The following is a 22,802-nucleotide window of genomic DNA, read 5'->3' on the forward strand; positions in this document are numbered from 1 at the left end:
TGAGCGATGGATATACTTTTAGCGATTTTACCAGCTATATTTTGGGGGAGTATTGTGCTATTTAACGTGAAACTGGGCGGGGGACCGTATAGTCAAACGCTCGGTACAACGTTCGGTGCACTTATCTTCTCAATTGTTGTTTATATTTTTATGAAGCCGGTATTAACTCCGACCGTTATTGGAGTTGGAATTGTATCTGGCTTATTTTGGGCACTTGGTCAAGCGAATCAATTAAAAAGTATTGATTTAATGGGTGTTTCTAGGACGATGCCGATTTCAACGGGGCTTCAATTAGTCGCGACAACATTATTTGGGGTTATCGTGTTTCATGAATGGTCAACGACGATATCGGTCGTTCTTGGAGTTTTGGCGCTCGTTTGTATTATTATCGGGGTTATTTTAACATCGCTGCAAAGTAAAGAAGAGAAGAATGCAGAGCAAGCAGGAAATTTTAAAAAAGGAATTATTATTTTATTAATTTCAACAGTCGGTTATTTAGTTTACGTAGTAGTTATCCGGTTATTTAACGTGAACGGTTGGTCGGCTTTATTACCACAAGCGGTCGGTATGGTATTAGGCGGGATTTTACTCACATTTAAACATCATCCATTCAATAAATATGCGATTCGAAATATTCTTCCAGGATTGATTTGGGCAGCTGGAAATATGTTTTTATTCATTTCGCAGCCAAGAGTTGGGGTCGCAACAAGCTTTTCCCTTTCACAAATGGGAATTATTATTTCGACGCTTGGCGGGATCTTTATATTAGGTGAAAGGAAAACGAAGCGTCAATTAATTGGGATTGTTATTGGTATCGTTTTTATCATTGCAGCTGGAATTATGCTGGGGATTGCGAAAAGTTAAGGAGGTATTAAAATGTATAGTGATTTAGAAGGGAAAGTCGTCGTTATTACAGGATCAGCAACTGGTCTTGGAAGAGCCATGGGAGTAAGATTTGCTAAAGAGAAGGCGAAAGTTGTTATTAACTATCGCTCAAGAGAGTCAGAAGCGAACGATGTATTAGAAGAAATAAAAAAGGTAGGTGGAGAAGCGATTGCTGTCAAAGGTGATGTGACGGTCGAGGCAGATGTTGTGAATCTCATTCAATCTGCTGTGAAAGAGTTTGGTACGCTCGACGTTATGATTAATAATGCAGGGATAGAAAACGCGGTACCGTCGCATGAAATGCCGTTAGAGGATTGGAATAAAGTAATTCATACAAATTTAACAGGTGCTTTTTTAGGAAGTCGTGAAGCGATTAAATATTTTGTGGAACACGATATTAAAGGTTCAGTTATTAATATGTCTAGTGTTCATGAGAAAATTCCGTGGCCATTATTTGTGCATTATGCGGCTAGTAAGGGGGGGATTAAGCTTATGACAGAAACGTTAGCGCTAGAATATGCACCAAAAGGTATTCGGGTAAATAATATTGGGCCTGGTGCAATTAATACGCCAATTAATGCTGAAAAATTTGCTGACCCGAAAAAACGTGACGACGTAGAAAGTATGATTCCAATGGGTTACATTGGAAAACCTGAAGAAATCGCAGCAGTAGCAACGTGGCTTGCTTCAGCAGAGGCAAGTTACGTAACTGGAATTACGTTATTTGCAGATGGTGGAATGACTTTATATCCATCGTTTCAAGCGGGGCGTGGGTAATATGAAAGGCCAAAGAGATTTAACTCTTTGGCCTTTTTTACGCAAAAAAAAATAGCGGTCGGCTATTTTTAAAATTAATGATTGATTGTATCTTGAAGAAATTCTGTTGCTTGATGTTCTGAAACATTCTGTACGAGCGCAACTTCACTAATAACCATTTTACGCGCATTATCTAGCATTTGTTTTTCGCTCGCATTTAATGCTCTTTCTTTATTGCGACGAAGTAAATCACGAACAACTTCTGCACTATCTTGAAGATTGCCGTTCTTCATTTTTTCCATATTCATTGTATATCTTTGTTTCCAAGAGAGTGAGGGGTCTGATTCCCCATGATGAAATTCAAGAAGTATACCATCTAAAGTACCTTTATCGACGATATAACGTATACCTGATTTTTGTAATTGATTTATCGGAAGCATTACTTGCATATCTTTACTAATGATGCGTATAACACAATATTGACGCGTAGTGCCTAATATTTCTTTCTCTTCAATTGCTTCGATGATTCCTGCACCGTGCATTGGATAAACGATTTTATCACCAATTTGAAACAAATCATCCACCTCCGTATGTGGTAACTACTTTTAATGATAACATACTAGGATAAAAATGTCAAATTTTATATGATATCACATCTGATATGCTGTAGTCAATATATAAAAGTCGTTTTTTTGTTTGTTTTTTTGCTCTTATAAGTTGAATAAATAGGGGGGATTTTTTTAGAAAAATAGTACAGGCGCAGAAAGAGGGCATATCCACTTATTTTTAAGCATAAAATATAAAATCGCTAATACAATATACCTAAATCCGTTCTTTGCAAGGGAGGGAGAGAAGGTGGGGCGCACAATTAGAATTGATATTACAAATAAAGTTGTAGCTAAATTTAGGCAAGATTATTTGGAATTATATACGAGTAAGTTTATGATAGGTAAGTTTTATGTCTATACTGAAGATAAACAATATGTGTTAGAAGACGGATATATATATGAAGATGGAAAGTTTTATCGCATCATAGATACGCACCGTGGCAATAAACAAGCGGCGGAGGGCTGCGATCTAGGATGGTGTTAACATGATTCGTGTGAAAGTGTTTGATGAAAGTCATGAAAAAGACTTAGAAGACGCTGTAAATGTATTTTTGAAAAAAATTGATGATAGTAACTTTGTAGATATTAAGTACCAAGTCGGTGTTTCTATTAACGATGACGAAAACCAAATTTATTGTTTTTCAGCAATGATCGTTTATAAAGCATAAAAAAGAGCTGGGTGAGCCAGCTCTTTTTTATGTTTTATGTTGGGACAACATGTGTCGGTAATACGTTCATAATAGATTGAGTTGTGCCTAATTTCTTTGTCGCTAAAAGAGGCGCCCCTGTTTCATGGTTTTGGGCATCTGTACACATACCAAGGTGATAACGATCACCTAAAAATGGATCAATATAAAAACCGTTTTTAAAAACTTTATCATTCGGGTGTTTTTCATGGTGAATTTCAGAACAGTTAATGCAATAGAACATAGCTTTCATCTCCTTTTTATTTTTGTTTGAAAAAGTGGGTCGGTAGTCATTTCGCTCCTAAGGAAATGTTGAGGAGAAGAGAAATAACTACCTACCCAAATGGCGGGCATACTCCTTCTGATTTTTACATATCTCGCGTATTGTCCCCGAGGGAAGGAGGAGAGACGAAGTACAGATGAGATAAGTTAGGCGCTTCTCTCAATAGGAGTGATAGAGTTTCATATTGAGGGAATTTTCTATTTTTCATTGCCTTTGTGAGTATATTATGAAGGAATGGTGAGAGGGTGTTTGTCCTGTTGAAAAAATGTTGAGAATTTCTCAACAGTGAAAAAGAGTCTTTCTTGACATGAAACCAAAAGGTGTTATATTGTTAATATGAAACTAAAAGGTGTTATATTTTAATGCCGAATAAAGGAGATATAAAATGGAACAACAAAATACATTAAATGATATTAAACAAACAATCGTTTTTAACGCGCCTATTCAAAAAGTATGGAATGTAGTATCGACTGCAGAAGGAATTGCGTCATGGTTTATGCCAAATGATTTCGAATTGGCGGTAGGACATGAGTTTCATGTGCAATCACCTTTCGGACCATCACCATGTAAAGTGTTAGAGATTGATGAGCCGAATTATTTATCTTTCTCATGGGACACAGATGGCTGGGTTGTTTCATTTAATTTGAAAGACCTAGGAGATAATAAAACAGAATTTACGTTAATTCACGGCGGCTGGAAACATCCTGATGAAATCCTTCCGAAAGCGAATGCGAAGAGCTCTATTATTCGCGATAGAATGAATGGTGGCTGGGTAGCGATTGTAAATGAAAAACTGAAAAAGGTTGTCGAAGGTTAAGTGTCCTCGTCAGCAGCGAAATATGATGTATTTCAAGCAATTGCTGATCCAACCCGCCGAGAAGTGTTACGGTTATTAAGTGATAAAGAGTTACCAATTTCAAAAATAACGGATCATTTTCCGATGAGCCGTACTGCAGTTGTAAAGCACCTTCATATTCTTTCAGAAGCGAATTTAGTGAGTGGAAGAAAGAGTGGAAGAGAGAAGATATATCGTTTGCACCCAGAACCATTAGAGGAATTACAGCAGTGGCTCTCGTACTATGAACGATTTTGGGATAATAAATTGTCCGTGCTTAAACATATTGTGGAGAATGAAGAGTAGATTTTATGCAAAAAGGATGACCAAAATGGTCATCCTTTTTTTATTGTTCACTTGTTTGTTTAGCTGGCTTTAATAGGATCCAAGCGATAATTAATGTGAATACCGCTAATACGAAAGTGCTCATATAAATGACGTGTACACTTGATGCTAATGCGGATTGTGACTCGGTTACCACGTTTGCTGTAGTTCCGCCGTGTCCGCCAGATACAAGATCAAGGTTTTTAATGCCACGTGCATGGATCATCGTATTGAAGATCGTTCCGAAGATTGCAGCTCCTAGTGTTTGACTAAATGTATTAATAAATGTATTTAAACCAACTGCCGTTCCGCGCGTATGGGCCGGTACAGCTGCTTGAATTGTTACCATGTAAATTGGTGTAACAAGCCCCATTCCTAAGCCGAATAATCCGACTGCAACATAAATAAGGAATGATGGTGAATCTGTTGATAATGTAAATAATAAGAAAGTAGCAACTGATAAAATGCTAGCTCCAAGTAAAATAATTTGTTTCGTTTGTAACTTGCCAACTAAGTTACCGGAGAACATAGCACCGAATGTCCACATAACAGGAATCGGCATTAAAATGAGTCCAGCCTCTGTCGCATTTTTTCCTAAAACACCTTGGCTCCAAATTGGAAGATACACTGTAATACTAATAATCATTGCGCCAGCAATAAGTGTTAGTATGTTTATTGTAGATAATGTACGGTTAGAGAAAAGTGCTAGCGGAATTAATGGCTCCGGAGACTTTTTCTCGATGTATAAGAAAATAATGAATGAAACAGCGGCAAAGATTAATAGGCCGATAATTGAAATGTCTCCCCAGTTTTGCTTACTGCTACCTGTTAATAATGCGTATAGTAAAGCAATTGTACTTAATGAGAAAACTGTCGCACCAAGATAGTCGATATGTTGCTTAGCGGCGGACTTAACAGATTCCTTATAAGAAGTGGCAAACATTAAGCAAGCGATAATTCCAAAAGGAACGTTTAAGAAGAAAATATAGCGCCAAGAAAGAGAATCAACTAAAAATCCACCTACTAACGGCCCAATAACACCAGATACACCCCAAACTGCACTCATCCAGCCTTGTGCTTTCGCGCGGTCTTTCGCTTCGCTATATAGATCTCCAATAATCGTCATTGTGATCGGCATAACAGCACCAGCCCCTATACCTTGAAGAGCACGGAAGAAGATTAATTGTTCCATTGATGTAACGACTCCGCAAAGTGCAGAACCGATTAAGAAGATTGTTGCTCCGATGAGCAGAACTTTTTTACGGCCGAATAAATCAGCTAGCTTTCCGTATATTGGAGTCGAAACAGCTGTTGCAAGCATATAGATTGCATATACCCAACTAACAAGTTCGACACCTGACAAATCACTCGTTATACGAGGGATCGCTGTACTAACAATCGTTCCTTCTACCGCAGAAAGAAACGTCATTAGCATTAAAGACATCATGACTTTTTTTCTCATTTGTTTTCCCCTTACCCTTTTTCGAATATTCAACAATATAAAATATAAAGGTACTAAGGTATATAAAGCAACAAAAAAGCAATGGGAAGTTAGGAGGAAGGGACATTTTTGAAGAAACGGTCGATATATTTAAAGTATCGCCAATATAATTTCGTGTACTGCTTTGCTATTTCAACATACTAAAAAAAGAAACAGGAGTCCCTGTTTCTTTTTTTAGTATTGCATTTTCGCATTTTGTCCTGCTGTTGTTCCGGCAATTCGGCCAGTAACAAGGGCAGATGTAATGTTATAGCCGCCAGTATAACCGTGAATATCAAGAACTTCTCCGCAGAAGTATAAACCATTCGTGAATTTCGAAGCCATTTCTTTCGGGTTAATTTCTTTAACGGATACCCCTCCGCCAGTAACGAATGCTTTTTCAATTGACTGCGTACCATTTACATGGACGGTAAATTCTTTAAAGTCTTTCACAAGTGCGCGAATCTTCTCATGAGAAACTTGTCCAGCTTGTTCGCTACCGTCAATTTCATTTTTTTCTAATAAGAATAGGAAGTAACGTTCAGGAACATAGCCTTTTAAAACGTTTTTAATTCCTTTTTTCGGATCTTCTTTCATTTGTTTCAGCATGCGCTGGAACAGTTGCTCACTATTTTCTTCTGGCAATGCATCGATACTCATGTGCACTGTGTTCGTTTTAAACTTTTTCATCGCTTTCACAACGAATTGGCTACAGCGAAGAGCAGCAGGACCAGATAGGCCGAAGTGAGTGAAAAGCATGTCCATTTTATGAGAAATGATAACTTTTCCTTTTGGGTTTAATACACTTAAGTTTACATCTCGTAAAGCAAGACCTTGTAATGTGCGGTCACGAATAAACGGTTCGTTTGAAAGAATTGGTACTTCTGTTGGGAAAAGTTCTGTAATTGTATGCCCAGCTTTTTCAGCCCAAGCGTATCCGTCTCCAGTAGAACCAGTTTGAGGAACAGATTTTCCGCCAACAGCGATAACGACGTGATTCGTTTCTAACACTTCACCTGTTTGTAATACAACTGCTTTCGTTTGACCATTTTCATATTCAATCGTTTCAACAGGTGTATTCGTACGTATTTTCACACCTAAATCTTTTAATCGTGTTAACAGTGCATCTACAACAGATTGCGCTTTATTTGATACTGGGAACATGCGGCCATGATCCTCTTCTTTCAGTTGTACACCGAGATTTTCGAAGAATGTAATAATATCTTCATTACTGAAAATAGAAAAAGCACTGTATAAGAAGCGACCATTTCCAGGTATATGTTTAACGATTTCATCAAGTGGTAGACGGTTCGTTACGTTACAACGACCACCACCAGAAATCGCAAGTTTACGTCCTAGTTTATTTCCTTTATCAAGAAGTAAGACGCTTGCGCCTTCTTCAGCAGCACCGATTGCAGCCATTAGCCCTGAAGGACCGCCGCCGATGACAATAACATCATAATGCATAATATATCGACCTCATTTTCTACATTTCCTGCCTAAAAGAATAGCATGTTTTCCCTTAAAAGAAAAATAGAGTGAAGTACTGCTTAAGAGGAGAATTGTGGTACAATACAAAAGTTAGAGTTCAGCATTATCCTGCTATTTATGGGCAATAAGACTACTATCTTAAGATTTATGAGAAGTAAAGAGGGAGTTAAAAAGGTCCGTAAATGCTCGAATGATTAGTAGGAGGGGAGTCTCCCACTAATTATAGTTTCACTTTATGTAGATGTAGGAGGATTTTCGTATGTCCGATTCAAAATTTCTGCGCGGAACGCTTATTGTGACGTTAGGGACATTTTTAGTAAAGTTCTTAGGCATGATTTACGTTTTTCCGTTTCATGCATTAGTAGGCACAGAAGGCGGAACGCTCTATACATATGGATACATTCCATATACGATATTTTTAAGTATCGCAACGGCAGGAGTGCCGCTTGCTGTTTCTAAGTTTGTTTCCAAATATAATGCACTTGGAGATTATAAAACGAGCCGGAGAATGTTCCGCTCGGGAATGGTTATGATGATAGTAACAGGAGTTCTTTCCTTCTTAGTACTGTACATGACCGCACCATTATTTGCAGAAGCAATGCTTGGTAAACAAAGTTTACAAAATAAGATAGAAGAAGTTACGACGATTATTCGCCTCGTAAGTTTTGCGCTTATTGTTGTGCCGGCAGCAAGTTTGATTCGTGGTTATTTCCAAGGCCACCAATCGATGGGACCGACTACGGTTTCACAAATTATTGAGCAAATTATTCGTATCGTCTTTTTATTAGCGGGTAGTTTCATCGTTATTAAAGTACTTGGCGGTACAGTAGCAACGGCAGTTGGGGTTGCGACATTCGCTGCGTTCGTTTCAGCAGTTGGAGCACTTGGCGTATTAATTTGGTACTGGTTAAAACGTAAAAAATATTTGGATCAATATTTAATTGAGCAAACTGTACCAGAATCGACGGTAAGTACCGCTCAATTGTTTAAAGAGTTGTTTGCATATGCAATCCCTTACGTTGTAATTGGATTAACAATTCCTTTATATCAACAAATTGATACATTGACATTTAACTCTATTATGCAGGCGATTGGTCAAGGAGATATCGCAGAGCGAGCACTCGGTATTTTCACGATGTGGACGCATAAATTAATTATGATTCCAGTATCACTTGCAACAGCGTTTAGTTTAACGCTCGTGCCAGCGATTACAAAGTCGTTTACTGAAAAGCAATACCGTTATTTGAAATTACAAATTACACAAACATTCCAGGCGAATATGTTTTTAACATTGCCAGCAGTTGTCGGTATTTCTACACTTGCATATCCGATTTACACTGCTTTCTACGATTCAGACCCACTAGGTGGACAAGTATTAATGTGGTATGCACCAGTTGCATTGTTATTCGCTTTATTCACAGTAACAGCAGCAATTCTGCAAGGGATTAACCAGCAGAAACATGCGGTTATTGCACTTGTGATGGGTGTTATTTTGAAATTTGCATGTAACGTAATCTTTATTCGTTATTTCGGTACAGTTGGGGCGATTTTGGCTACTGCAGTCGGTTTCTTAGCTTCCGTATGGTATACGAATAGACAAATCAAAAAACACGCACACTATTCATTTGGTGTTGTATATAAGAGAACATTCCAAATTGCAGTATTAACACTTGTAATGGTTATTGCTGTAAAACTATCACAATGGCTTCTATCCTTCGTGATTTCGCCTGATGGCCGTATTGGTGCTCTTATTACAGTTGCGATTTGTGCAGGTATTGGTGGCCTTGTTTACGGATTGTTAGCGATTCGCACGGGAGTACTAGAAAGAGTATTTGGCGGAGAAGCTTTAGAGAAAATCCAGCGTAAACTTGGTAGTAGATTCAAAATAAAGTTGAAATCAAAAGGGGCGTAAATACGTCCCCTTTTCTTATGATAAATGAAGAAGGTGAAGAACATGAGATTAGATAAATTATTAGCGAATATGGGACACGGAAGTAGAAAAGAAGTAAAGAAATTACTGAAAGACGGCGTTGTGAAAATTGATGGAGTACCAGTGAAAGATGCGAAGTTTCATGTGAATGTAGAAGAGCAAGAGGTTATGATTCACGGTGAAGTTGTAGAATATAAAGAGTTTGTTTATTTAATGATGCATAAACCACAAGGTGTTATTTCAGCGACAGAAGATGATAACCATGAAACAGTAATAGATTTATTAGAATTAGAAGATGCGATTTTTGATCCATTCCCTGTTGGAAGGCTCGATATTGATACAGAAGGTTTCTTATTAATCACAAATGATGGGAAGTTAACGCATCAACTATTATCTCCGAAAAAGCATGTGCCGAAAAAGTATTATGCGCACATTTCAGGCGTTGTAACGGAAGAGGATGTAATAGAATTCGCCAAAGGTGTTATTTTAGAAGATGGCTATGAAACGAAGCCAGGCGAACTTACAATTTTAAAAAGTGATGATATTTCTGAGATTGAACTCGTTATTACAGAAGGAAAATTCCATCAAGTGAAGCGTATGTTTGAAGCGGTAGGGAAAAAAGTAGTTTATTTAAAGAGAACAGAGATGGGACCTTTAATGTTAGATGAAGAGTTAGAACTTGGGCAATATCGTGAATTAACAGATGAAGAAGTAGAGATGTTAAAGACGTATCAAGTAGATAACGAAAAGTAACGCCAATTTCAGAGCATAGAAAAGACCCCTTTCAATGAGTTAGAAAGGGGTATGTATTTATTTACATACAATTATTTTTTATTATGAGGTCATTCTCACTTTCTTTCCTGTCGTTGTCCACTTGCCGCGGCAAGGGCTATACACGAGTTCATTAAACTGCAACACATTTAGATCACGTTGTATTGTTCGCGGTGTGATCCCGAACTCATCTACAAGGTCTTTCGTTGTTACCGTACCGTTTTCATTGATGTACATATAAATCGATTTAATGCGTGTTAGCATACGAGTAGTTGTAGGTTTCAAGAGAAAACCGCTCCTCTACTAGTTTTTTTGACCCCATTCAGGAAAGAAGGTCGTTACTACCATTGTACTCTACATGATAAAATTCATGCTTTAATCTACTTAAATTTTACAAAAGTTTAACAAATATTCATATAGAAAAATATTGGTAGTTGACATTTTATATTTGGTCAGTCAACTAACTCATAAATTTCTACGTAAAACGCCAAATTCCTGCAAATTTTTTTGAGAAAATAAAAGAAAAACTAATAAGAAAAATCTGAAATATTATAATTGTTTGTTATTATATTTTCATGTATGGCATAAGAGATTTTCGTTTGCTATGATGAAAGAGACAATATAGTGAAGGATGGATGCGCGATGTCGACGATTAATTGGACAGAAGAAGTTACAAAACGAAAAGATGATTTAATTCGTGATACACAACAATTTTTACAAATTAAAAGTGTATGGGAAGAAGAATCTGCGAAAGAGGGCGCACCATTTGGTGAAGGTGTAGAAAAAGCCTTATCTTTCATGTTACATAAAGGATACGCAGAAGGTTTCGCTTCTAAAAATTTAGAAGGATATGCAGGTCATCTTGAAATGGGACAAGGAGAAGAATTAGTAGGTATTCTTTGTCACGTTGATGTTGTACCAGAAGGAGATGGCTGGACAACTCCTGCGTATAGTGCGGATATTCGCGACGGGAAGATTTTTGCACGCGGTGCAATTGATGATAAAGGGCCGACGATGGCAGCTTATTATGCGATGAAAATCGTTAAAGAATTAGGCTTACCTCTTTCAAAACGTGTTCGTATGATTTTAGGAACAGATGAGGAAAGTAATTGGAAGTGTGTAGATCATTATTTTAAAAATGAAGAAATGCCAACAATCGGTTTTGCGCCGGATGCAGATTTTCCAATTATTAATGCGGAAAAAGGAATTTCTGACATACAAGTTGTGCAAAATGGTGGCGAAGAGAAAGAAGGCGCATTTAAGCTTATTTCATTTGAGTCAGGTCGTCGTTTAAATATGGTTCCTGATTTTGCAGAAGCAGTTATTACAGGAGAAGATGTAAATGCACTTACAGTAGCATATGAAGAGTATTTACAAACTGCTCAAAAAATAGGTAAAGCAATTGTAGAAGGAAATACGGTGACATTGCAAATTAAAGGGATTTCAGCTCACGGATCTACTCCAGAAAAGGGAGAAAATGCAGGTTTATTATTGGCAAACTTCTTAACGACGGTTTCTCTTGATGGAAAAGGGGCTTCATTTGCATCGTTTGTAACAGAAACATTTACAGGTGATATTATTGGAGAAAAAGCTGGTATTTCTTATAAAGATGATATTAGCGGTCCGTTAACAGTGAATGTTGGTCGCTTGTCTTATTCGCAAGAAAACGGTGGTAATTTAGGATTAAATGTACGCTATCCAGTTACAACTAACTTTGAAGAAACGATTGCAAAGTTAAAAGAATATGTTGGTACTCACGGATTTGAAGTAGCGGATTATTCTAACTCTCGCCCGCATCACGTTGACAAAGATCATACGTTAATTCGTACTTTGCAACGTGTATATGAAGAACAAACGGGTGAAAAAGCTGAATTGTTAGCAATTGGCGGTGGTACTTATGCTCGTTCATTGAAAGCTGGCGTTGCATTTGGCCCGTTATTCCCAGGAAAAGAAGAACTTGCGCATCAAAAAGATGAGTACATTGAAATTGAAGATTTATTAAAAGCGACAGCGATTTATGCGCAAGCAATTCATGAATTAGCGAAATAATGAGAGGCCGTCCCAAAAGGTTTTTTGGGACGGTTTTCTGTTAGGAATAGGTTGCTTTTATTGTTGTATTTTGTTGTTAAGTCGATATTTCTTGTCGAAACGTCGATATGATTTCATTTATTATCGCGATCTTAACTAAGAAGAAAATAAATCTATTCAAAGGTTAGACTTTTTGGATGGTTCCCTTCTTTTTAGCTGAATGAGATAAGCAAGAAAAGCAACAATAACATAAAGGAGACGATGTAGATGGTGCCGCATTATTTTGTCGCAGTAACTTTACCACGTCATATAAAAGAAGTGCTCTCTAATTATAAAGAGGAAATGAAGGATGAATTACCATTTCGCTCGTGGGTACATGAAGAAGACTATCATATTACACTTTCATTTTTAGGAAGTGCGACAGAGGAACAATTAGAAGGAATAAAGAATGGATTACAAATGCTTACAGAAACAAAAGAACTATCGTTCACGTTACAAGGATTTTCAACGTTTGGCCTAGAAGAAGAGCCACGTATTTTTTGGGCGAAGGTAAGTGAGAATAATGATTTGGTTCAGTTGCAAAAACAAGTGCATACAATTTGTGAAGAAAATGGTTTCTCTCTAGAGACACGTCCCTATCATCCACATATTACTGTTGCGCGTAAATGGGCAGGAGGAAAAGTATTTGATCTGACAAATGTAAAAGATTTACCCGTAACATCATTTCAAGCAGATACGATTACTTTGTATGAATCCCACGTTAAGGAAACGCCGAAGTATAAATCGATTACTGAAATAAAACTACAAACATAGAATGTATGAAAACGTTTTTTATACAGGTGAATATACTATAGGGAATAATGTGTTACTGTATAGAGCTTCGCTGATAAGAAAACCCTTATCATTTGCAGCTCGTTTCATTTTAACTTTAAGAATGATGGTGATTTTTTATGTTGAAAGTAAAACGTCCATTTGATGCCTATTTAGATGAAATGAATAAAATTACAATTTTGCTCCCGCATGCGTATGGAACAAGCCGGACATTTCGTTTACAAGAAGGAAGCAATGTGAAAGAGTTACCGATTGTTCATACTATTGCTCTTCCAGATGCAACGAAGTATGAATGTTTTATAGAAGAGCCGATAGATGTGGGGAAGTATTATACAGTACGGGATGAACGGAATGAAGAAACAGATTTACAAATAGGCGCTGTGATTCGAACAGTAGTTTTCGATGAAAAATATTATTACGAAGGTACCGACTTAGGTGCTGTGTATAAAAAAGAAGAAACAATATTTAAAGTATGGGCTCCGACTGCAAGGCTTGCGAAAGTACGGATTTATAAAAGTGATAAAGAATATATTGATTATGAAATGTACAGAGAAGAAAACGGAGTGTGGATTCATACATTACAAGGTGATCATGATGGAGCACGATATACATTCCTTGTTTGTATTAATTTAATATGGAACGAAGCGGTTGACCCTTATGCAAAGTCTGCGACGATAAATGGAAAATACGGCGTCGTTATCGATTTGGAAAAAACGAATGTGACAAAACGAGTAGAAGTATCACCATTACAGTCAATGACAGATGCCATATTGTATGAACTGCATATTCGTGACGCTACTATTCACCCAAACAGTGGAGTGAATAAAAAGGGAACATATAAAGGATTGATGGAAGAAGAGACAATGGGACGAAATGGGACATTAACAGGATTGTCTCATATAAAAGATTTAGGCGTTACACATGTTGAACTATTACCTTTACATTGTTTTGGTGGTGTAGATGAAGTGAATCCTGCTTCCGCATATAATTGGGGCTACAATCCGTTATATTACAATATACCAACAGGATTTTATGTTACAAACCTTTCTGATCCATATAACAGGATAGTAGAGTGTAAACAACTAATTGAAACATTTCATGATCACGGCATTCGAGTGATTATAGATGTTGTATATAATCATGTGTATGAAAGAGAATTATCATCATTTGAGAAGCTTGTCCCGGGATATTATTTTCGTCATGGGGAAGACGGTATGCCTTCTAATGGGACGGGAGTTGGAAATGATATAGCATCTGAACGGAAAATGATGAGGAAATTTATTATAGAATCTGTTTTATATTGGCTTACTGAATACAATGTTGATGGATTCCGATTTGATTTAATGGGAATTTTAGATGTTGAAACGATGAATGAATTAGAAAAAGAAGTACGAAAAATAAAGCAGGATGCGCTGTTATTAGGTGAAGGATGGGATTTGCAAACACCGCTTCCTCTTGAAGAGAAAGCGACGTTAAATAATGCGAATAAAATGCCATGTATCGCACAGTTTAATGATCAATTTCGTGATGGAATAAAAGGAAGTACTTTTAATATAAATAAACGTGGCTTTGCATTTGGTGGGCATGTAGACTGTAATCATTTGCAGTATATAGTAGCTGGTAGCCTTTTAAGTATGAAAGAAACAGGATTGTTCCTAGAGCCAGTACAAAGCATCAACTATGTAGAATGTCATGACAATATGACGATGTGGGATAAACTAGTGCAAAGTAATCCAGAATCAGAAGAAATTTTGAAAAGGCGTCATCGTTTAGCAACTGCAATGGTTATTCTTTCACAAGGGATTCCTTTCTTACATGCGGGGCAAGAGTTTTATCGTACGAAGCAAGGGAACGAAAATAGCTATAATGCAAATGATGAAATTAATCAATTAGATTGGGATCAAAAAGAGAAAGAGATGGAGACCGTTAACTATATAAAAGGGTTAATTGCGATTCGCAAAGAGCACGGGGCATTCCGGTTACAAAATGTAGACCTTATAAAAAAGCATATGACTTTTTTGCAAACATCTACAGAAGTACTGGCATACCACCTAGAGCATGTAGAATTATTTGGACCGTGGAAAGAGATTGTAGTTTTATTTAATAGCGGTTTGGAAGCTAAAACGGTGCAGCTTTCAAAAGAAGAAACGTGGCATGTGTTAGTAAACGAAAAGCAAGCGAAAATAGAGCCAATTTCTTCATTTAGAGGAAAGGAACTTCAATTGGCTCCAATTAGCACGTATATATTGACGATAATGTGACAAATCGCTACTTGACGATGAGAATGTAATAAATGTAGAATTGACAAAGGTGACGATTTTCATAAGTTGTCATTCCATGATTGATTTTGTAAAATAAACTAGAAGAACAGGTGATTTATCCTGTTTTCGGCTTATGCCAAGTTTTTTCATTCAAATACAGTAAAATATATGAATCCACAACATGTGTAGAAATGTTGCGGTTTTTCTTTTCATAACTATAAAAGATAAGGATTTGTTAACGGGTAATGAATATGGAATGGTTGGAACAATTATTAGGAAAAGAGTGGAGTCTTATACCGGCTGGTGGAGTAACGGGCGATGCATATATTGCGCAAAACGGACAACAAAAGTTATTTTTAAAGCGGAATACATCGCCCTTTTTAGCGGTATTGTCAGCAGAAGGAATTGTTCCAAAATTACTTTGGACAAGAAGGGTAACGAACGGTGATGTAATTTCTGCTCAAAAATGGCTTCCGGGACAGAAGTTAGAGCCAGAGGATATGAAACTAGAACGTGTTGCGAAACTTTTGAAGAAAATACACTCCTCTAAAGCGCTTGTGCAGATGATTCAAAGGCTAGGAAAGCAGCCGCTTCATGCGCAAGAGTTATTACAACAATTACAGCTCGTTTTAAGAGGAGATATAAGAGTTGATGAAACAATTCAGCAAGGTCTTCAATATTTAACGGATTCATTAAAAGATATTGAGTACAATGAATTCGTTGTATGCCATTGTGATGTAAACCATAACAATTGGATATTGTCGGACGAAGATGAATTGTTTTTAATTGATTGGGATGGGGCTGTTATTGCTGACCCAGCTTTAGATCTTGGTATGTTATTATATTGGTATGTTCCGCGTCATGAATGGAGTGAGTGGCTCGGATATTATGAGATTGAACTAGATGAATCATTGCTTAGGCGTATGAGATGGTATGTGATAGCACAAACGATTTTATCTATGCAATGGCACACAACAAAAAAGCAGCAAGCAGAAGCTAAATATTGGCATCAATATTTACAGCAACTACTTGCTTCAGAATAATACTTAAGAAAAATTGTCCATTCCAGCAATCCACTGAGTAAGTTGTTCTTGATTATTGGAAATATGGTTGTCCAAATTAGAGGAAGATTTACCCGATTGACTATAAGAATATACATCGTTTAGCATTACTTTAGTGTCACTACTTATACTATCGTTTGCGAGTAACGATTGAATGAGTCGCTCTAATTGCTCGCATTCAGAAACTGTCCCGCAGCAATCACTTTGATGGTTGATTAAAATATCTTTTAACACTTCTAATTGATGCTGTTGATTAATTGGCATGAACGGATCATCCTTTCGAGTGTTTTTCTCTCCCTAGAAATGTAAGAGAAAAAGCTGTTTCGTCATGGAATGTTTAATGCTTTATGTAGTTTTTATCAAAATGGTACATCTTATACTTGAAAGAAACGGACCGAGTGCTCGTACGTACTTGGTTTTTTGTTTGATAGATTGATTAAAACAGAAAGAAGGAATTTTTCCTTTAAAATAGTTTTGTAAAGAGAGGGAGACATCTATGCGTTTAAGACATAAGCCTTATGCAATGGATCGAATTAATGAGTATTCACATATCGTAATTGGAAACCCAGAGGAGAGCGCTGGTAACTGGAAAGAAATATTTGGAAATGAACAGCCAATTCATATTGAAGTAGGTACAGGACGTGGCCGCTTCATGTATGATATGGCAAAAGCAAATCCGCATATTAACTATATTGGAATTGAAAAATTCACAAGTGTTGTTGTAGATGCACTTGATAAATTAATTGAAGAAGAAGTACCGAACCTAAAGTTAATTAATAAAGATGCTGAAGATTTAACAGTTTTCTTTGCGAAAGGTGAAATTGACCGCGTTTATTTAAACTTCTCAGATCCATGGCCGAAGAATCGTCATACGAAGCGTCGTTTAACGTATAAAACATTTTTACGCAATTATGAAGAAGTGTTAGTAGATGGCGGAGAAATTCATTTCAAAACTGATAACCAAGGTTTATTTGAATATTCTATTATGAGTATGGCTGAGTATGGTATGTTATTAACTTACCTTAGCCTAGATCTTCATAATAGTGATTATGAAGGAAACATTATGACAGAATACGAAGAGAAATTTTCTAGTAAAGGTCATCGTATTTATCGAGTTGAAGCAAAATATCGTACGGAGCCTATGCAGTAATGCATAGGTTTTTTATATGAAAAATAATCGGAATATTATGTTAAAATTAAATGGAAAAGGGGGATGGGATATGGAACAGTTACAAATTGGAAATATAAAAGTGACGTGGCTAAAAGGTGGGAATACACATTTAGATGGAGGCGCGATGTTTGGAGTTGTGCCAAAAGTACTTTGGTCACGAAAATATAAACATAATGATACAAATCATATTTATTTACGAACAGATCCGTTACTCTTACAAACGAAAGAAGGAAACATGCTTATTGATTCAGGGATAGGGAACGGTAAATTGAATGAGAAAATGAAGCGGAATCAAGGTGTAACAGAAGAATCATCAGTTAAGGAATCTTTAGAAAAATTGGGACTGCATAATGAAGATATTCATTACGTCTTAATGACGCATCTTCATTTTGACCATGCATCTGGTTTAACAAAATGGGAGGGAAATCGCCTTGTTCCGGCGTTTCCGAACGCAACGATTTATGTAAGTGAGACTGAATGGAATGAAATGAAAAATCCGAATGTTAGATCGCGTAATACATATTGGAAGGAAAATTGGGAGCCAATCGTTGATAAGATTGTTACGTTCAAGCAAGAAATAGAAATTACGGATGAAATAAAGATGGTGCATACGGGTGGTCATAGCGATGGACATGCCGTTGTCGTCCTTGAAAGTCAGGGTGAAACGATGCTTCATTTAGCGGACATTTTACCGACGTATGCACATCAAAATGTATTATGGGTAATGGCATATGATGACTATCCAATGACATCGATTGAACATAAACAAAAGTGGATGAAGTATGGTGCTGAAAAAGAGGCGTGGTTTACTTTTTATCATGATGCATATTACCGTGCAGTAAAGTGGAATGAGGAAGGGCATATAGTGGAGAAGATAGAGAGAAAAACAAATATAGAAGCTTAATATTAATAAGAGGAAGGTGTCCAAAAATATTTATTGGAACAATCTCCACTTATTATGTATTGCTGTTATTATCAGCTTTTGTTGGTAATTCTAAAAAAAAAAGAGGTTCACCTAATGGGAAACCTCTTTTTATGCTGCTATAACCTCTAAAACAGTACCTGTTTTAGCATCAACTAAAAATTCAAATCGTTCTTGTATTTCATCTAACATCGTTGTAAGACCGCCGCGATAAACTTCGTACGCGACATCATATTTTTCAAATGCCTCTGGAACCATATGTACCCAAGAGCCAGTAATTTCACCTTTATGACTTAATGCTTGTTTCACCATTTTCAATGCTTTTTCTGAAGAAATATGGGATTGTTCTTGTACTTTGTTTGCAACGAAATAACCAGCTGCGAACCCAACGCCAAGACCTGTGACTAAACCTTTCCAGCTCATATATTCACCTCAATTCTGTAAAATAAAAATAGTGTACCAATAATAATTATAATGCAAATGCAACTAAAAAAGAAGAAACTAGAAACATTTCGAAAATTTCGTTACAATAAAAGAGGTATTCTACTAAGGTTTGAAAGAAGGGGACTTCGTGAATAAAGAGACATTACAATTATTTCGTACGTTAACAGAATTACAAGGTACATCAGGTTTTGAACATGATGTGCGCAGTTTTATGAAGCAAGAATTAAGCAAATATGCTGATGAGATTGTGCAAGACGGTTTAGGTAGCGTATTTGGCCTGAAAAAAGGGGACGAAACTGGCCCGCGCGTTCTTGTAGCAGGTCATATGGATGAAGTAGGTTTCATGGTTACGCAAATTACGAAAAATGGGATGCTTCGTTTTCAAACGTTAGGTGGCTGGTGGAGCCAAGTACTATTAGCTCAGCGTGTACAAGTTATGACGAAGAATGGTCCTGTTATTGGGGTTGTTGGTTCCATTCCTCCTCATTTATTAAGTGATGCGCAACGTGCAAAACCGATGGATATAAAAAATATGTTAATTGATATAGGTGCAGATAGTTATGAAGATGCGATTGAAATTGGCATAAAGCCAGGGCAACAAATCGTTCCAATCTGCCCATTCACGCCAATGGCAAATGAAAAGAAAATTATGGCGAAAGCTTGGGACAACCGCTATGGATGTGGCCTTGCTATCGAATTGCTAAAGGAATTAAAAGATGAAACATTACCAAACACATTATACTCTGGTGCGACTGTACAAGAAGAAGTAGGTCTTCGCGGAGCACAAACTGCTGCAAATATGATTCAACCAGATATTTTCTATGCGCTTGATGCGAGTCCAGCAAATGATGCATCTGGTGATAAGACGCAGTTCGGTCAATTAGGAAAAGGCGCTCTTCTTCGTATTTATGACCGTACAATGGTAACACATAGAGGAATGCGCGAATTCATTTTAGATACAGCAGAAACACATAACATTCCGTACCAATACTTTATTTCACAAGGTGGTACAGATGCGGGCCGTGTGCATACAAGTAACTCTGGTATCCCATCAGCAGTAATTGGTGTTTGTGCACGCTACATTCATACACATGCTTCTATTTTACATGTTGATGATTATGCGGCAGCGAAGGAATTAATTACGAAGCTTGTGAGAGCGACGGACAAAACGACGTTAGAGACAATTAAGAATAACGCGTAAAGAGGAAGGGTGAAAAACCCTTCTTTTTTTAGGTTGAATAGATGACCCAGCGATGAATGGGAGCGGTCAATGCCTAGTTGGTGTTCGAGCGATGTATTAAGACCGCGGGTAGGAAGAGAGAGGAAGGCTGTTTTTGGAAAACCTTTTCTTTTTTTAGGTGGGAGAGATGACACAGAGATGCGTGTGTGCGGTCAGGCGCACTACGGTATAAATCTCAGTCATGAAGACTGATTTGGTGTTCGAGGCTAGTATTAGGATAGAGTGATGAATTTATATAGAGGTGAATGAAATGAAGGTAGTAGTTGGATCGAAGAATAAGACGAAGGTTGGGGCTGTGGAGAAGGTTTGGGAAGATGCTGAAATTACATCTCTTTCTGTTCCATCAGGAATAGCAAATCAGCCTTTTTCAGATGAAGAGACGATGCAAGGAGCAGTAAATAGAGCGAAGAGAGCATTGCAGGAAGGTGCAGCTCATATCGGCATTGGGCTAGAAGGCGGCGTTATGAAAACGGAGCATGGGTTATTTATGTGTAACTGGGGTGCTTTAGCGACGATTGAAGGTAAAACATTTGTTGCGGGTGGGGCGCGTATTAAGTTACCAGACGATTTTTTAGCACCGCTTGAAGAAGGAAAAGAGCTAAGTGAAGTGATGGAAGAGTTTGTAGAGCGAAAAGATATTCGTAGTCACGAAGGTGCTATCGGTATTTTTACAGATGATTATGTCGACCGAACGGAATTATTTGTACACGTTGTTAAGTTACTTGTTGGGCAATATAAGTATGATGAAAAGCAAGCATAAACCTTGCACCATGCGCGATGTATGGTAGTATAAAGAAAAGATTATAGTGTGAAAAAGTGCACTCGTTAGAGGAGGAAATATAGATGAAATCATTAGAAAGCATGGAACAATTCCAAGAATTAAAAAATGAAGAGAATGTAGTCTTCATGTTCTCAGCAGAATGGTGCCCAGATTGCCGTTTCGTTGATCCATTTATGCCAGAAGTAGAAGAGAAGTATAGTGATTTCTCATTTTACTATGTAGATCGTGATGAATTTATTGATTTATGCGTGAAAGTAGACGTATTTGGCATTCCAAGCTTTGTAGCGTACAATAAAGGTGAAGAAACTGGACGCTATGTAAATAAAGATCGTAAAACACAAGAGCAAATCGAAGAGTTTATTGAAGGTTTAAAATAAGACAATTAGCCAATTGAATTGTAAAAACAACCTCTACCTTCGCGGGGGAGGTTATTTTTTTGGAAGGGAGGAAAAAGAGATGAAAATGACAAGTAAAAAGATGAAAGACGAGTTAATGAAGAAATTATCTCGACCAGAATGGGACTGTCATTATGATAGCGAGAAAGAAGTTCTTCGTATTGAACAAACAGACTCGAAAAAAGGTATTAACGTATCACTTCCAGGAGTAGTTGCAAAATGGGAAGTGAACAAAGAAAAAGCAATTGAAGAGGTCGCTTATTACGTACAAGAAGCGCTAATTGCAATGCATAAAGAAGAAAATAGCACGGCGAAAATTTTACCTGTTATTCGCTCTACTTCTTTCCCGAAACAATCAGAAGAAGGAAATCCGTTTATTATGACGGACCATACGGCGGAAACACGTATTTACTATGCGCTAGATTCTAATAAAACGTATCGATTAATTGATGAGCGCTTATTGCAAAAATTAGAGCTTACAGAGGAACAAGTACGTGAAATGGCATTATTTAATGCTCGCTCATTAGGCTATGAATTTAAGCAGGAGACAGTAGCAGGTAATACATTCTACTTTTTAAACACAAATGATGGATACGATGCGAGTCGTATTTTAAACGAATCGTTACTACACTCGATGCGTGAAAAGATCTCTGGTGATATGGTTGTTGCAGTTCCTCACCAAGATGTATTAATTATTGCTGATATCGTCAACGAAATCGGTTATGATATTATTGCACAAATGACAATGAAATTTTTTGCCGAAGGGCATGTTCCGATTACATCACTTTCATTCGTATATGAAGATGGGGACTTCGAACCAATCTTTATTTTAGCGAAGAATCGGAAGAAGACAGATGGAAAAGAGAAAGGATGAACGAAGTGAACGTTTTTTACAACCTTGAAGGAATTGGTGACACTTTAATTGTTACCTTACAAGATATTACTTTAGAAAACCGTACATTTGACCGCAAAGGAGATGTTGCTCGCGTATACGATCGTGAAAGCAACGTAACAGCAGGATTCAACATCTTTAATGCGTCTTCTTATGTAGAAGTAACAGACAACGGAAACGTTACATTAACGAAAGAGTTTGTTGAAAAAATTAACGGAATTTTAGCGAAGAATGGCTTTGAAGAAAAAGTAGAAGCTGATTTCACGCCGAAATTTGTTGTAGGCTATGTAGCTGAAAAAGAGAAGCATCCAAATGCTGATAAATTAAACATTTGTACAGTAGAAATCGGTACAGAAACATTACAAATCGTATGTGGTGCACCAAACGTTGATGCAGGACAAAAAGTTGTTGTTGCAAAAATCGGTGCTGTAATGCCAAGTGGTATGTTAATTAAACCAGCTGAACTTCGCGGTGTTCCTTCTTCTGGAATGATTTGCTCTGCACGTGAGTTAGAGCTTCCAGATGCTCCAGAAGAAAAAGGTATTCTTGTATTAGAAGATAGCTTTGAAGTTGGACAAGAATTTAAATTTTAATTGATGTTAGAAAAAGTAGTCTCGCATATGTGAGGCTATTTTTTTGTGCGAAATTCCTAGGATTGTAACGTTTCCTCTCAAAATCTATATTGTATTTCAAAAACGGATTAGGTAAAATTTAGAAAAAAGAAGGG

26 protein-coding genes are annotated in these 22,802 nt (G+C 37.2%); 19 read left to right on the plus strand and 7 right to left on the minus strand.

Annotated elements, in window-relative coordinates; all coding sequences use genetic code 11:
* The first annotated feature begins 6 nt into the window (after nucleotides 1–6).
* Together glcU and JFU20_RS18915 are read left to right on the plus strand one after the other, a co-directional pair.
* Nucleotides 7–864 carry a glucose uptake protein GlcU gene (glcU, locus tag JFU20_RS18910; protein WP_002015656.1) on the plus strand — a complete coding sequence of 286 codons (858 nt, stop codon included), beginning with the start codon at nucleotides 7–9 and terminating at the stop codon, nucleotides 862–864.
* A 12-nt stretch (nucleotides 865–876) separates the two neighbouring features.
* On the plus strand, nucleotides 877–1,662 hold the full coding sequence (locus JFU20_RS18915) for a glucose 1-dehydrogenase (protein ID WP_002015659.1): 786 nt from the start codon (nucleotides 877–879) through the stop codon (nucleotides 1,660–1,662).
* 74 nt (nucleotides 1,663–1,736) lie between these two features.
* On the opposite strand, the gene JFU20_RS18920 is transcribed toward JFU20_RS18915, so the two are convergent.
* A complete protein-coding gene (locus JFU20_RS18920) occupies nucleotides 1,737–2,216 on the minus strand; it encodes a CarD family transcriptional regulator (protein WP_002143447.1) in 480 nt (159 codons plus the stop codon).
* A gap of 280 nt (nucleotides 2,217–2,496) precedes the next feature.
* On the opposite strand from JFU20_RS18920, the gene JFU20_RS18925 reads away from it, so the two are divergent.
* Together JFU20_RS18925 and JFU20_RS18930 are read left to right on the plus strand one after the other, a co-directional pair.
* A complete protein-coding gene (locus tag JFU20_RS18925) occupies nucleotides 2,497–2,733 on the plus strand; it encodes a DUF2553 family protein (protein WP_002089059.1) in 237 nt (78 codons plus the stop codon).
* A 1-nt stretch (nucleotide 2,734) separates the two neighbouring features.
* A complete protein-coding gene (locus JFU20_RS18930) occupies nucleotides 2,735–2,917 on the plus strand; it encodes a sporulation protein Cse60 (RefSeq protein ID WP_000621751.1) in 183 nt (60 codons plus the stop codon).
* A 34-nt stretch (nucleotides 2,918–2,951) separates the two neighbouring features.
* Here JFU20_RS18930 and JFU20_RS18935 read toward each other — a convergent pair whose 3' ends face one another.
* Nucleotides 2,952–3,179, minus strand: a complete 228-nt coding sequence (locus JFU20_RS18935; protein WP_002129470.1) for a DUF3973 domain-containing protein — start codon at nucleotides 3,177–3,179, stop codon at nucleotides 2,952–2,954.
* Nucleotides 3,180–3,603: 424 nt separating this feature from the next.
* Between JFU20_RS18935 and JFU20_RS18940 the strand changes: the two genes are divergently transcribed.
* Nucleotides 3,604–4,035 (plus strand): SRPBCC family protein, encoded by a 432-nt coding sequence (locus tag JFU20_RS18940; RefSeq protein WP_002015664.1) that lies wholly within the window; start codon nucleotides 3,604–3,606, stop codon nucleotides 4,033–4,035.
* Entirely contained in the window at nucleotides 4,036–4,359 is a 324-nt protein-coding gene (locus JFU20_RS18945; protein ID WP_002015665.1) for an ArsR/SmtB family transcription factor, read from the plus strand. It begins immediately after the preceding gene.
* 40 nt (nucleotides 4,360–4,399) lie between these two features.
* Here the strand turns inward: JFU20_RS18945 and JFU20_RS18950 are convergent, their stop codons facing one another.
* Nucleotides 4,400–5,839, minus strand: coding sequence for an MDR family MFS transporter (locus JFU20_RS18950; RefSeq protein WP_002164945.1), 1,440 nt, complete (start codon nucleotides 5,837–5,839; stop codon nucleotides 4,400–4,402).
* 213 nt (nucleotides 5,840–6,052) lie between these two features.
* On the minus strand, nucleotides 6,053–7,324 hold the full coding sequence (locus JFU20_RS18955; protein ID WP_002015633.1) for a BaiN/RdsA family NAD(P)/FAD-dependent oxidoreductase: 1,272 nt from the start codon (nucleotides 7,322–7,324) through the stop codon (nucleotides 6,053–6,055).
* 283 nt (nucleotides 7,325–7,607) lie between these two features.
* Between JFU20_RS18955 and JFU20_RS18960 the strand changes: the two genes are divergently transcribed.
* Both JFU20_RS18960 and JFU20_RS18965 read left to right on the plus strand, forming a co-directional pair.
* Entirely contained in the window at nucleotides 7,608–9,260 is a 1,653-nt protein-coding gene (locus tag JFU20_RS18960) for a putative polysaccharide biosynthesis protein (protein ID WP_002015631.1), read from the plus strand.
* Between the two features lie 42 nt (nucleotides 9,261–9,302).
* Nucleotides 9,303–10,031, plus strand: coding sequence for a pseudouridine synthase (locus tag JFU20_RS18965; protein WP_002164946.1), 729 nt, complete (start codon nucleotides 9,303–9,305; stop codon nucleotides 10,029–10,031).
* 81 nt (nucleotides 10,032–10,112) lie between these two features.
* On the opposite strand, the gene JFU20_RS18970 is transcribed toward JFU20_RS18965, so the two are convergent.
* Complete coding sequence (locus JFU20_RS18970) at nucleotides 10,113–10,334, minus strand: DeoR family transcriptional regulator (RefSeq protein ID WP_000805512.1); 222 nt, start codon at nucleotides 10,332–10,334, stop codon at nucleotides 10,113–10,115.
* Between the two features lie 357 nt (nucleotides 10,335–10,691).
* On the opposite strand from JFU20_RS18970, the gene pepV reads away from it, so the two are divergent.
* From pepV to JFU20_RS18990, 4 genes are all read left to right on the plus strand, one after another.
* Nucleotides 10,692–12,098: a dipeptidase PepV gene (gene pepV, locus JFU20_RS18975; protein WP_201038833.1), complete on the plus strand. Its 1,407-nt coding sequence runs from the start codon at nucleotides 10,692–10,694 to the stop codon at nucleotides 12,096–12,098.
* 246 nt (nucleotides 12,099–12,344) lie between these two features.
* Nucleotides 12,345–12,890: an RNA 2',3'-cyclic phosphodiesterase gene (gene thpR / locus JFU20_RS18980; protein WP_002015628.1), complete on the plus strand. Its 546-nt coding sequence runs from the start codon at nucleotides 12,345–12,347 to the stop codon at nucleotides 12,888–12,890.
* A 137-nt stretch (nucleotides 12,891–13,027) separates the two neighbouring features.
* Nucleotides 13,028–15,169, plus strand: coding sequence for a type I pullulanase (gene pulA, locus JFU20_RS18985; protein ID WP_242488153.1), 2,142 nt, complete (start codon nucleotides 13,028–13,030; stop codon nucleotides 15,167–15,169).
* A gap of 245 nt (nucleotides 15,170–15,414) precedes the next feature.
* Entirely contained in the window at nucleotides 15,415–16,212 is a 798-nt protein-coding gene (locus tag JFU20_RS18990) for a phosphotransferase family protein (RefSeq protein WP_002015626.1), read from the plus strand.
* Nucleotides 16,213–16,215: 3 nt separating this feature from the next.
* On the opposite strand, the gene JFU20_RS18995 is transcribed toward JFU20_RS18990, so the two are convergent.
* A complete protein-coding gene (locus JFU20_RS18995) occupies nucleotides 16,216–16,494 on the minus strand; it encodes a YtzH-like family protein (RefSeq protein ID WP_002015625.1) in 279 nt (92 codons plus the stop codon).
* Between the two features lie 232 nt (nucleotides 16,495–16,726).
* Between JFU20_RS18995 and trmB the strand changes: the two genes are divergently transcribed.
* Together trmB and JFU20_RS19005 are read left to right on the plus strand one after the other, a co-directional pair.
* Nucleotides 16,727–17,380 carry a tRNA (guanosine(46)-N7)-methyltransferase TrmB gene (gene trmB, locus JFU20_RS19000; protein WP_002015624.1) on the plus strand — a complete coding sequence of 218 codons (654 nt, stop codon included), beginning with the start codon at nucleotides 16,727–16,729 and terminating at the stop codon, nucleotides 17,378–17,380.
* Between the two features lie 70 nt (nucleotides 17,381–17,450).
* Nucleotides 17,451–18,305: a YtnP family quorum-quenching lactonase gene (locus JFU20_RS19005; protein WP_242488154.1), complete on the plus strand. Its 855-nt coding sequence runs from the start codon at nucleotides 17,451–17,453 to the stop codon at nucleotides 18,303–18,305.
* 129 nt (nucleotides 18,306–18,434) lie between these two features.
* Here JFU20_RS19005 and JFU20_RS19010 read toward each other — a convergent pair whose 3' ends face one another.
* Nucleotides 18,435–18,746: a PepSY domain-containing protein gene (locus JFU20_RS19010; protein WP_002015622.1), complete on the minus strand. Its 312-nt coding sequence runs from the start codon at nucleotides 18,744–18,746 to the stop codon at nucleotides 18,435–18,437.
* 148 nt (nucleotides 18,747–18,894) lie between these two features.
* Here JFU20_RS19010 and JFU20_RS19015 point away from each other — a divergent pair, with 148 nt between their 5' ends.
* The 5 genes from JFU20_RS19015 to ytpR all read left to right on the plus strand — a co-directional run bounded on the left by JFU20_RS19015 (nucleotide 18,895) and on the right by ytpR (nucleotide 22,668).
* Complete coding sequence (locus JFU20_RS19015; RefSeq protein WP_078184718.1) at nucleotides 18,895–19,968, plus strand: M42 family metallopeptidase; 1,074 nt, start codon at nucleotides 18,895–18,897, stop codon at nucleotides 19,966–19,968.
* A 289-nt stretch (nucleotides 19,969–20,257) separates the two neighbouring features.
* On the plus strand, nucleotides 20,258–20,767 hold the full coding sequence (locus JFU20_RS19020) for a DUF84 family protein (protein WP_201038835.1): 510 nt from the start codon (nucleotides 20,258–20,260) through the stop codon (nucleotides 20,765–20,767).
* A gap of 83 nt (nucleotides 20,768–20,850) precedes the next feature.
* On the plus strand, nucleotides 20,851–21,165 hold the full coding sequence (locus JFU20_RS19025; protein ID WP_002015619.1) for a thioredoxin family protein: 315 nt from the start codon (nucleotides 20,851–20,853) through the stop codon (nucleotides 21,163–21,165).
* A 79-nt stretch (nucleotides 21,166–21,244) separates the two neighbouring features.
* Nucleotides 21,245–22,057, plus strand: coding sequence for a DUF1444 domain-containing protein (locus JFU20_RS19030; RefSeq protein WP_002089043.1), 813 nt, complete (start codon nucleotides 21,245–21,247; stop codon nucleotides 22,055–22,057).
* Nucleotides 22,054–22,668, plus strand: a complete 615-nt coding sequence (ytpR, locus tag JFU20_RS19035; RefSeq protein WP_002089041.1) for a YtpR family tRNA-binding protein — start codon at nucleotides 22,054–22,056, stop codon at nucleotides 22,666–22,668. The genes JFU20_RS19030 and ytpR overlap by 4 nt, the downstream gene beginning before the upstream one ends.
* The last annotated feature ends 134 nt before the right edge of the window (nucleotides 22,669–22,802 follow it).

The organism is Bacillus sp. TH30 (assembly GCF_016650875.1).
GTDB classification, from domain to species: Bacteria; Bacillota; Bacilli; order Bacillales; family Bacillaceae_G; genus Bacillus_A; species Bacillus_A mycoides.

Excerpts from the sequence above, each read along its gene's own strand:
- glcU (WP_002015656.1), top strand. The coding sequence starts at position 7 with ATGGATATACTTTTAGCGATTTTACCAGCTATATTTTGGGGGAGTATT.
- JFU20_RS18930 (WP_000621751.1), top strand. The coding sequence starts at position 2,735 with ATGATTCGTGTGAAAGTGTTTGATGAAAGTCATGAAAAAGACTTAGAA.
- JFU20_RS19005 (WP_242488154.1), top strand. The coding sequence starts at position 17,451 with ATGGAACAGTTACAAATTGGAAATATAAAAGTGACGTGGCTAAAAGGT.
- JFU20_RS19030 (WP_002089043.1), top strand. The coding sequence starts at position 21,245 with ATGAAAATGACAAGTAAAAAGATGAAAGACGAGTTAATGAAGAAATTA.
- pepV (WP_201038833.1), top strand. The coding sequence starts at position 10,692 with ATGTCGACGATTAATTGGACAGAAGAAGTTACAAAACGAAAAGATGAT.
- JFU20_RS18955 (WP_002015633.1), bottom strand. The coding sequence starts at position 7,324 with ATGCATTATGATGTTATTGTCATCGGCGGCGGTCCTTCAGGGCTAATG.
- trmB (WP_002015624.1), top strand. The coding sequence starts at position 16,727 with ATGCGTTTAAGACATAAGCCTTATGCAATGGATCGAATTAATGAGTAT.
- JFU20_RS18960 (WP_002015631.1), top strand. The coding sequence starts at position 7,608 with ATGTCCGATTCAAAATTTCTGCGCGGAACGCTTATTGTGACGTTAGGG.
- JFU20_RS18965 (WP_002164946.1), top strand. The coding sequence starts at position 9,303 with ATGAGATTAGATAAATTATTAGCGAATATGGGACACGGAAGTAGAAAA.
- JFU20_RS18915 (WP_002015659.1), top strand. The coding sequence starts at position 877 with ATGTATAGTGATTTAGAAGGGAAAGTCGTCGTTATTACAGGATCAGCA.
- JFU20_RS18940 (WP_002015664.1), top strand. The coding sequence starts at position 3,604 with ATGGAACAACAAAATACATTAAATGATATTAAACAAACAATCGTTTTT.
- JFU20_RS19020 (WP_201038835.1), top strand. The coding sequence starts at position 20,258 with ATGAAGGTAGTAGTTGGATCGAAGAATAAGACGAAGGTTGGGGCTGTG.
- JFU20_RS18995 (WP_002015625.1), bottom strand. The coding sequence starts at position 16,494 with ATGCCAATTAATCAACAGCATCAATTAGAAGTGTTAAAAGATATTTTA.
- JFU20_RS18935 (WP_002129470.1), bottom strand. The coding sequence starts at position 3,179 with ATGTTCTATTGCATTAACTGTTCTGAAATTCACCATGAAAAACACCCG.
- pulA (WP_242488153.1), top strand. The coding sequence starts at position 13,028 with ATGTTGAAAGTAAAACGTCCATTTGATGCCTATTTAGATGAAATGAAT.
- ytpR (WP_002089041.1), top strand. The coding sequence starts at position 22,054 with ATGAACGAAGTGAACGTTTTTTACAACCTTGAAGGAATTGGTGACACT.
- JFU20_RS18990 (WP_002015626.1), top strand. The coding sequence starts at position 15,415 with ATGAATATGGAATGGTTGGAACAATTATTAGGAAAAGAGTGGAGTCTT.
- JFU20_RS18950 (WP_002164945.1), bottom strand. The coding sequence starts at position 5,839 with ATGAGAAAAAAAGTCATGATGTCTTTAATGCTAATGACGTTTCTTTCT.
- JFU20_RS19025 (WP_002015619.1), top strand. The coding sequence starts at position 20,851 with ATGAAATCATTAGAAAGCATGGAACAATTCCAAGAATTAAAAAATGAA.
- thpR (WP_002015628.1), top strand. The coding sequence starts at position 12,345 with ATGGTGCCGCATTATTTTGTCGCAGTAACTTTACCACGTCATATAAAA.
- JFU20_RS19010 (WP_002015622.1), bottom strand. The coding sequence starts at position 18,746 with ATGAGCTGGAAAGGTTTAGTCACAGGTCTTGGCGTTGGGTTCGCAGCT.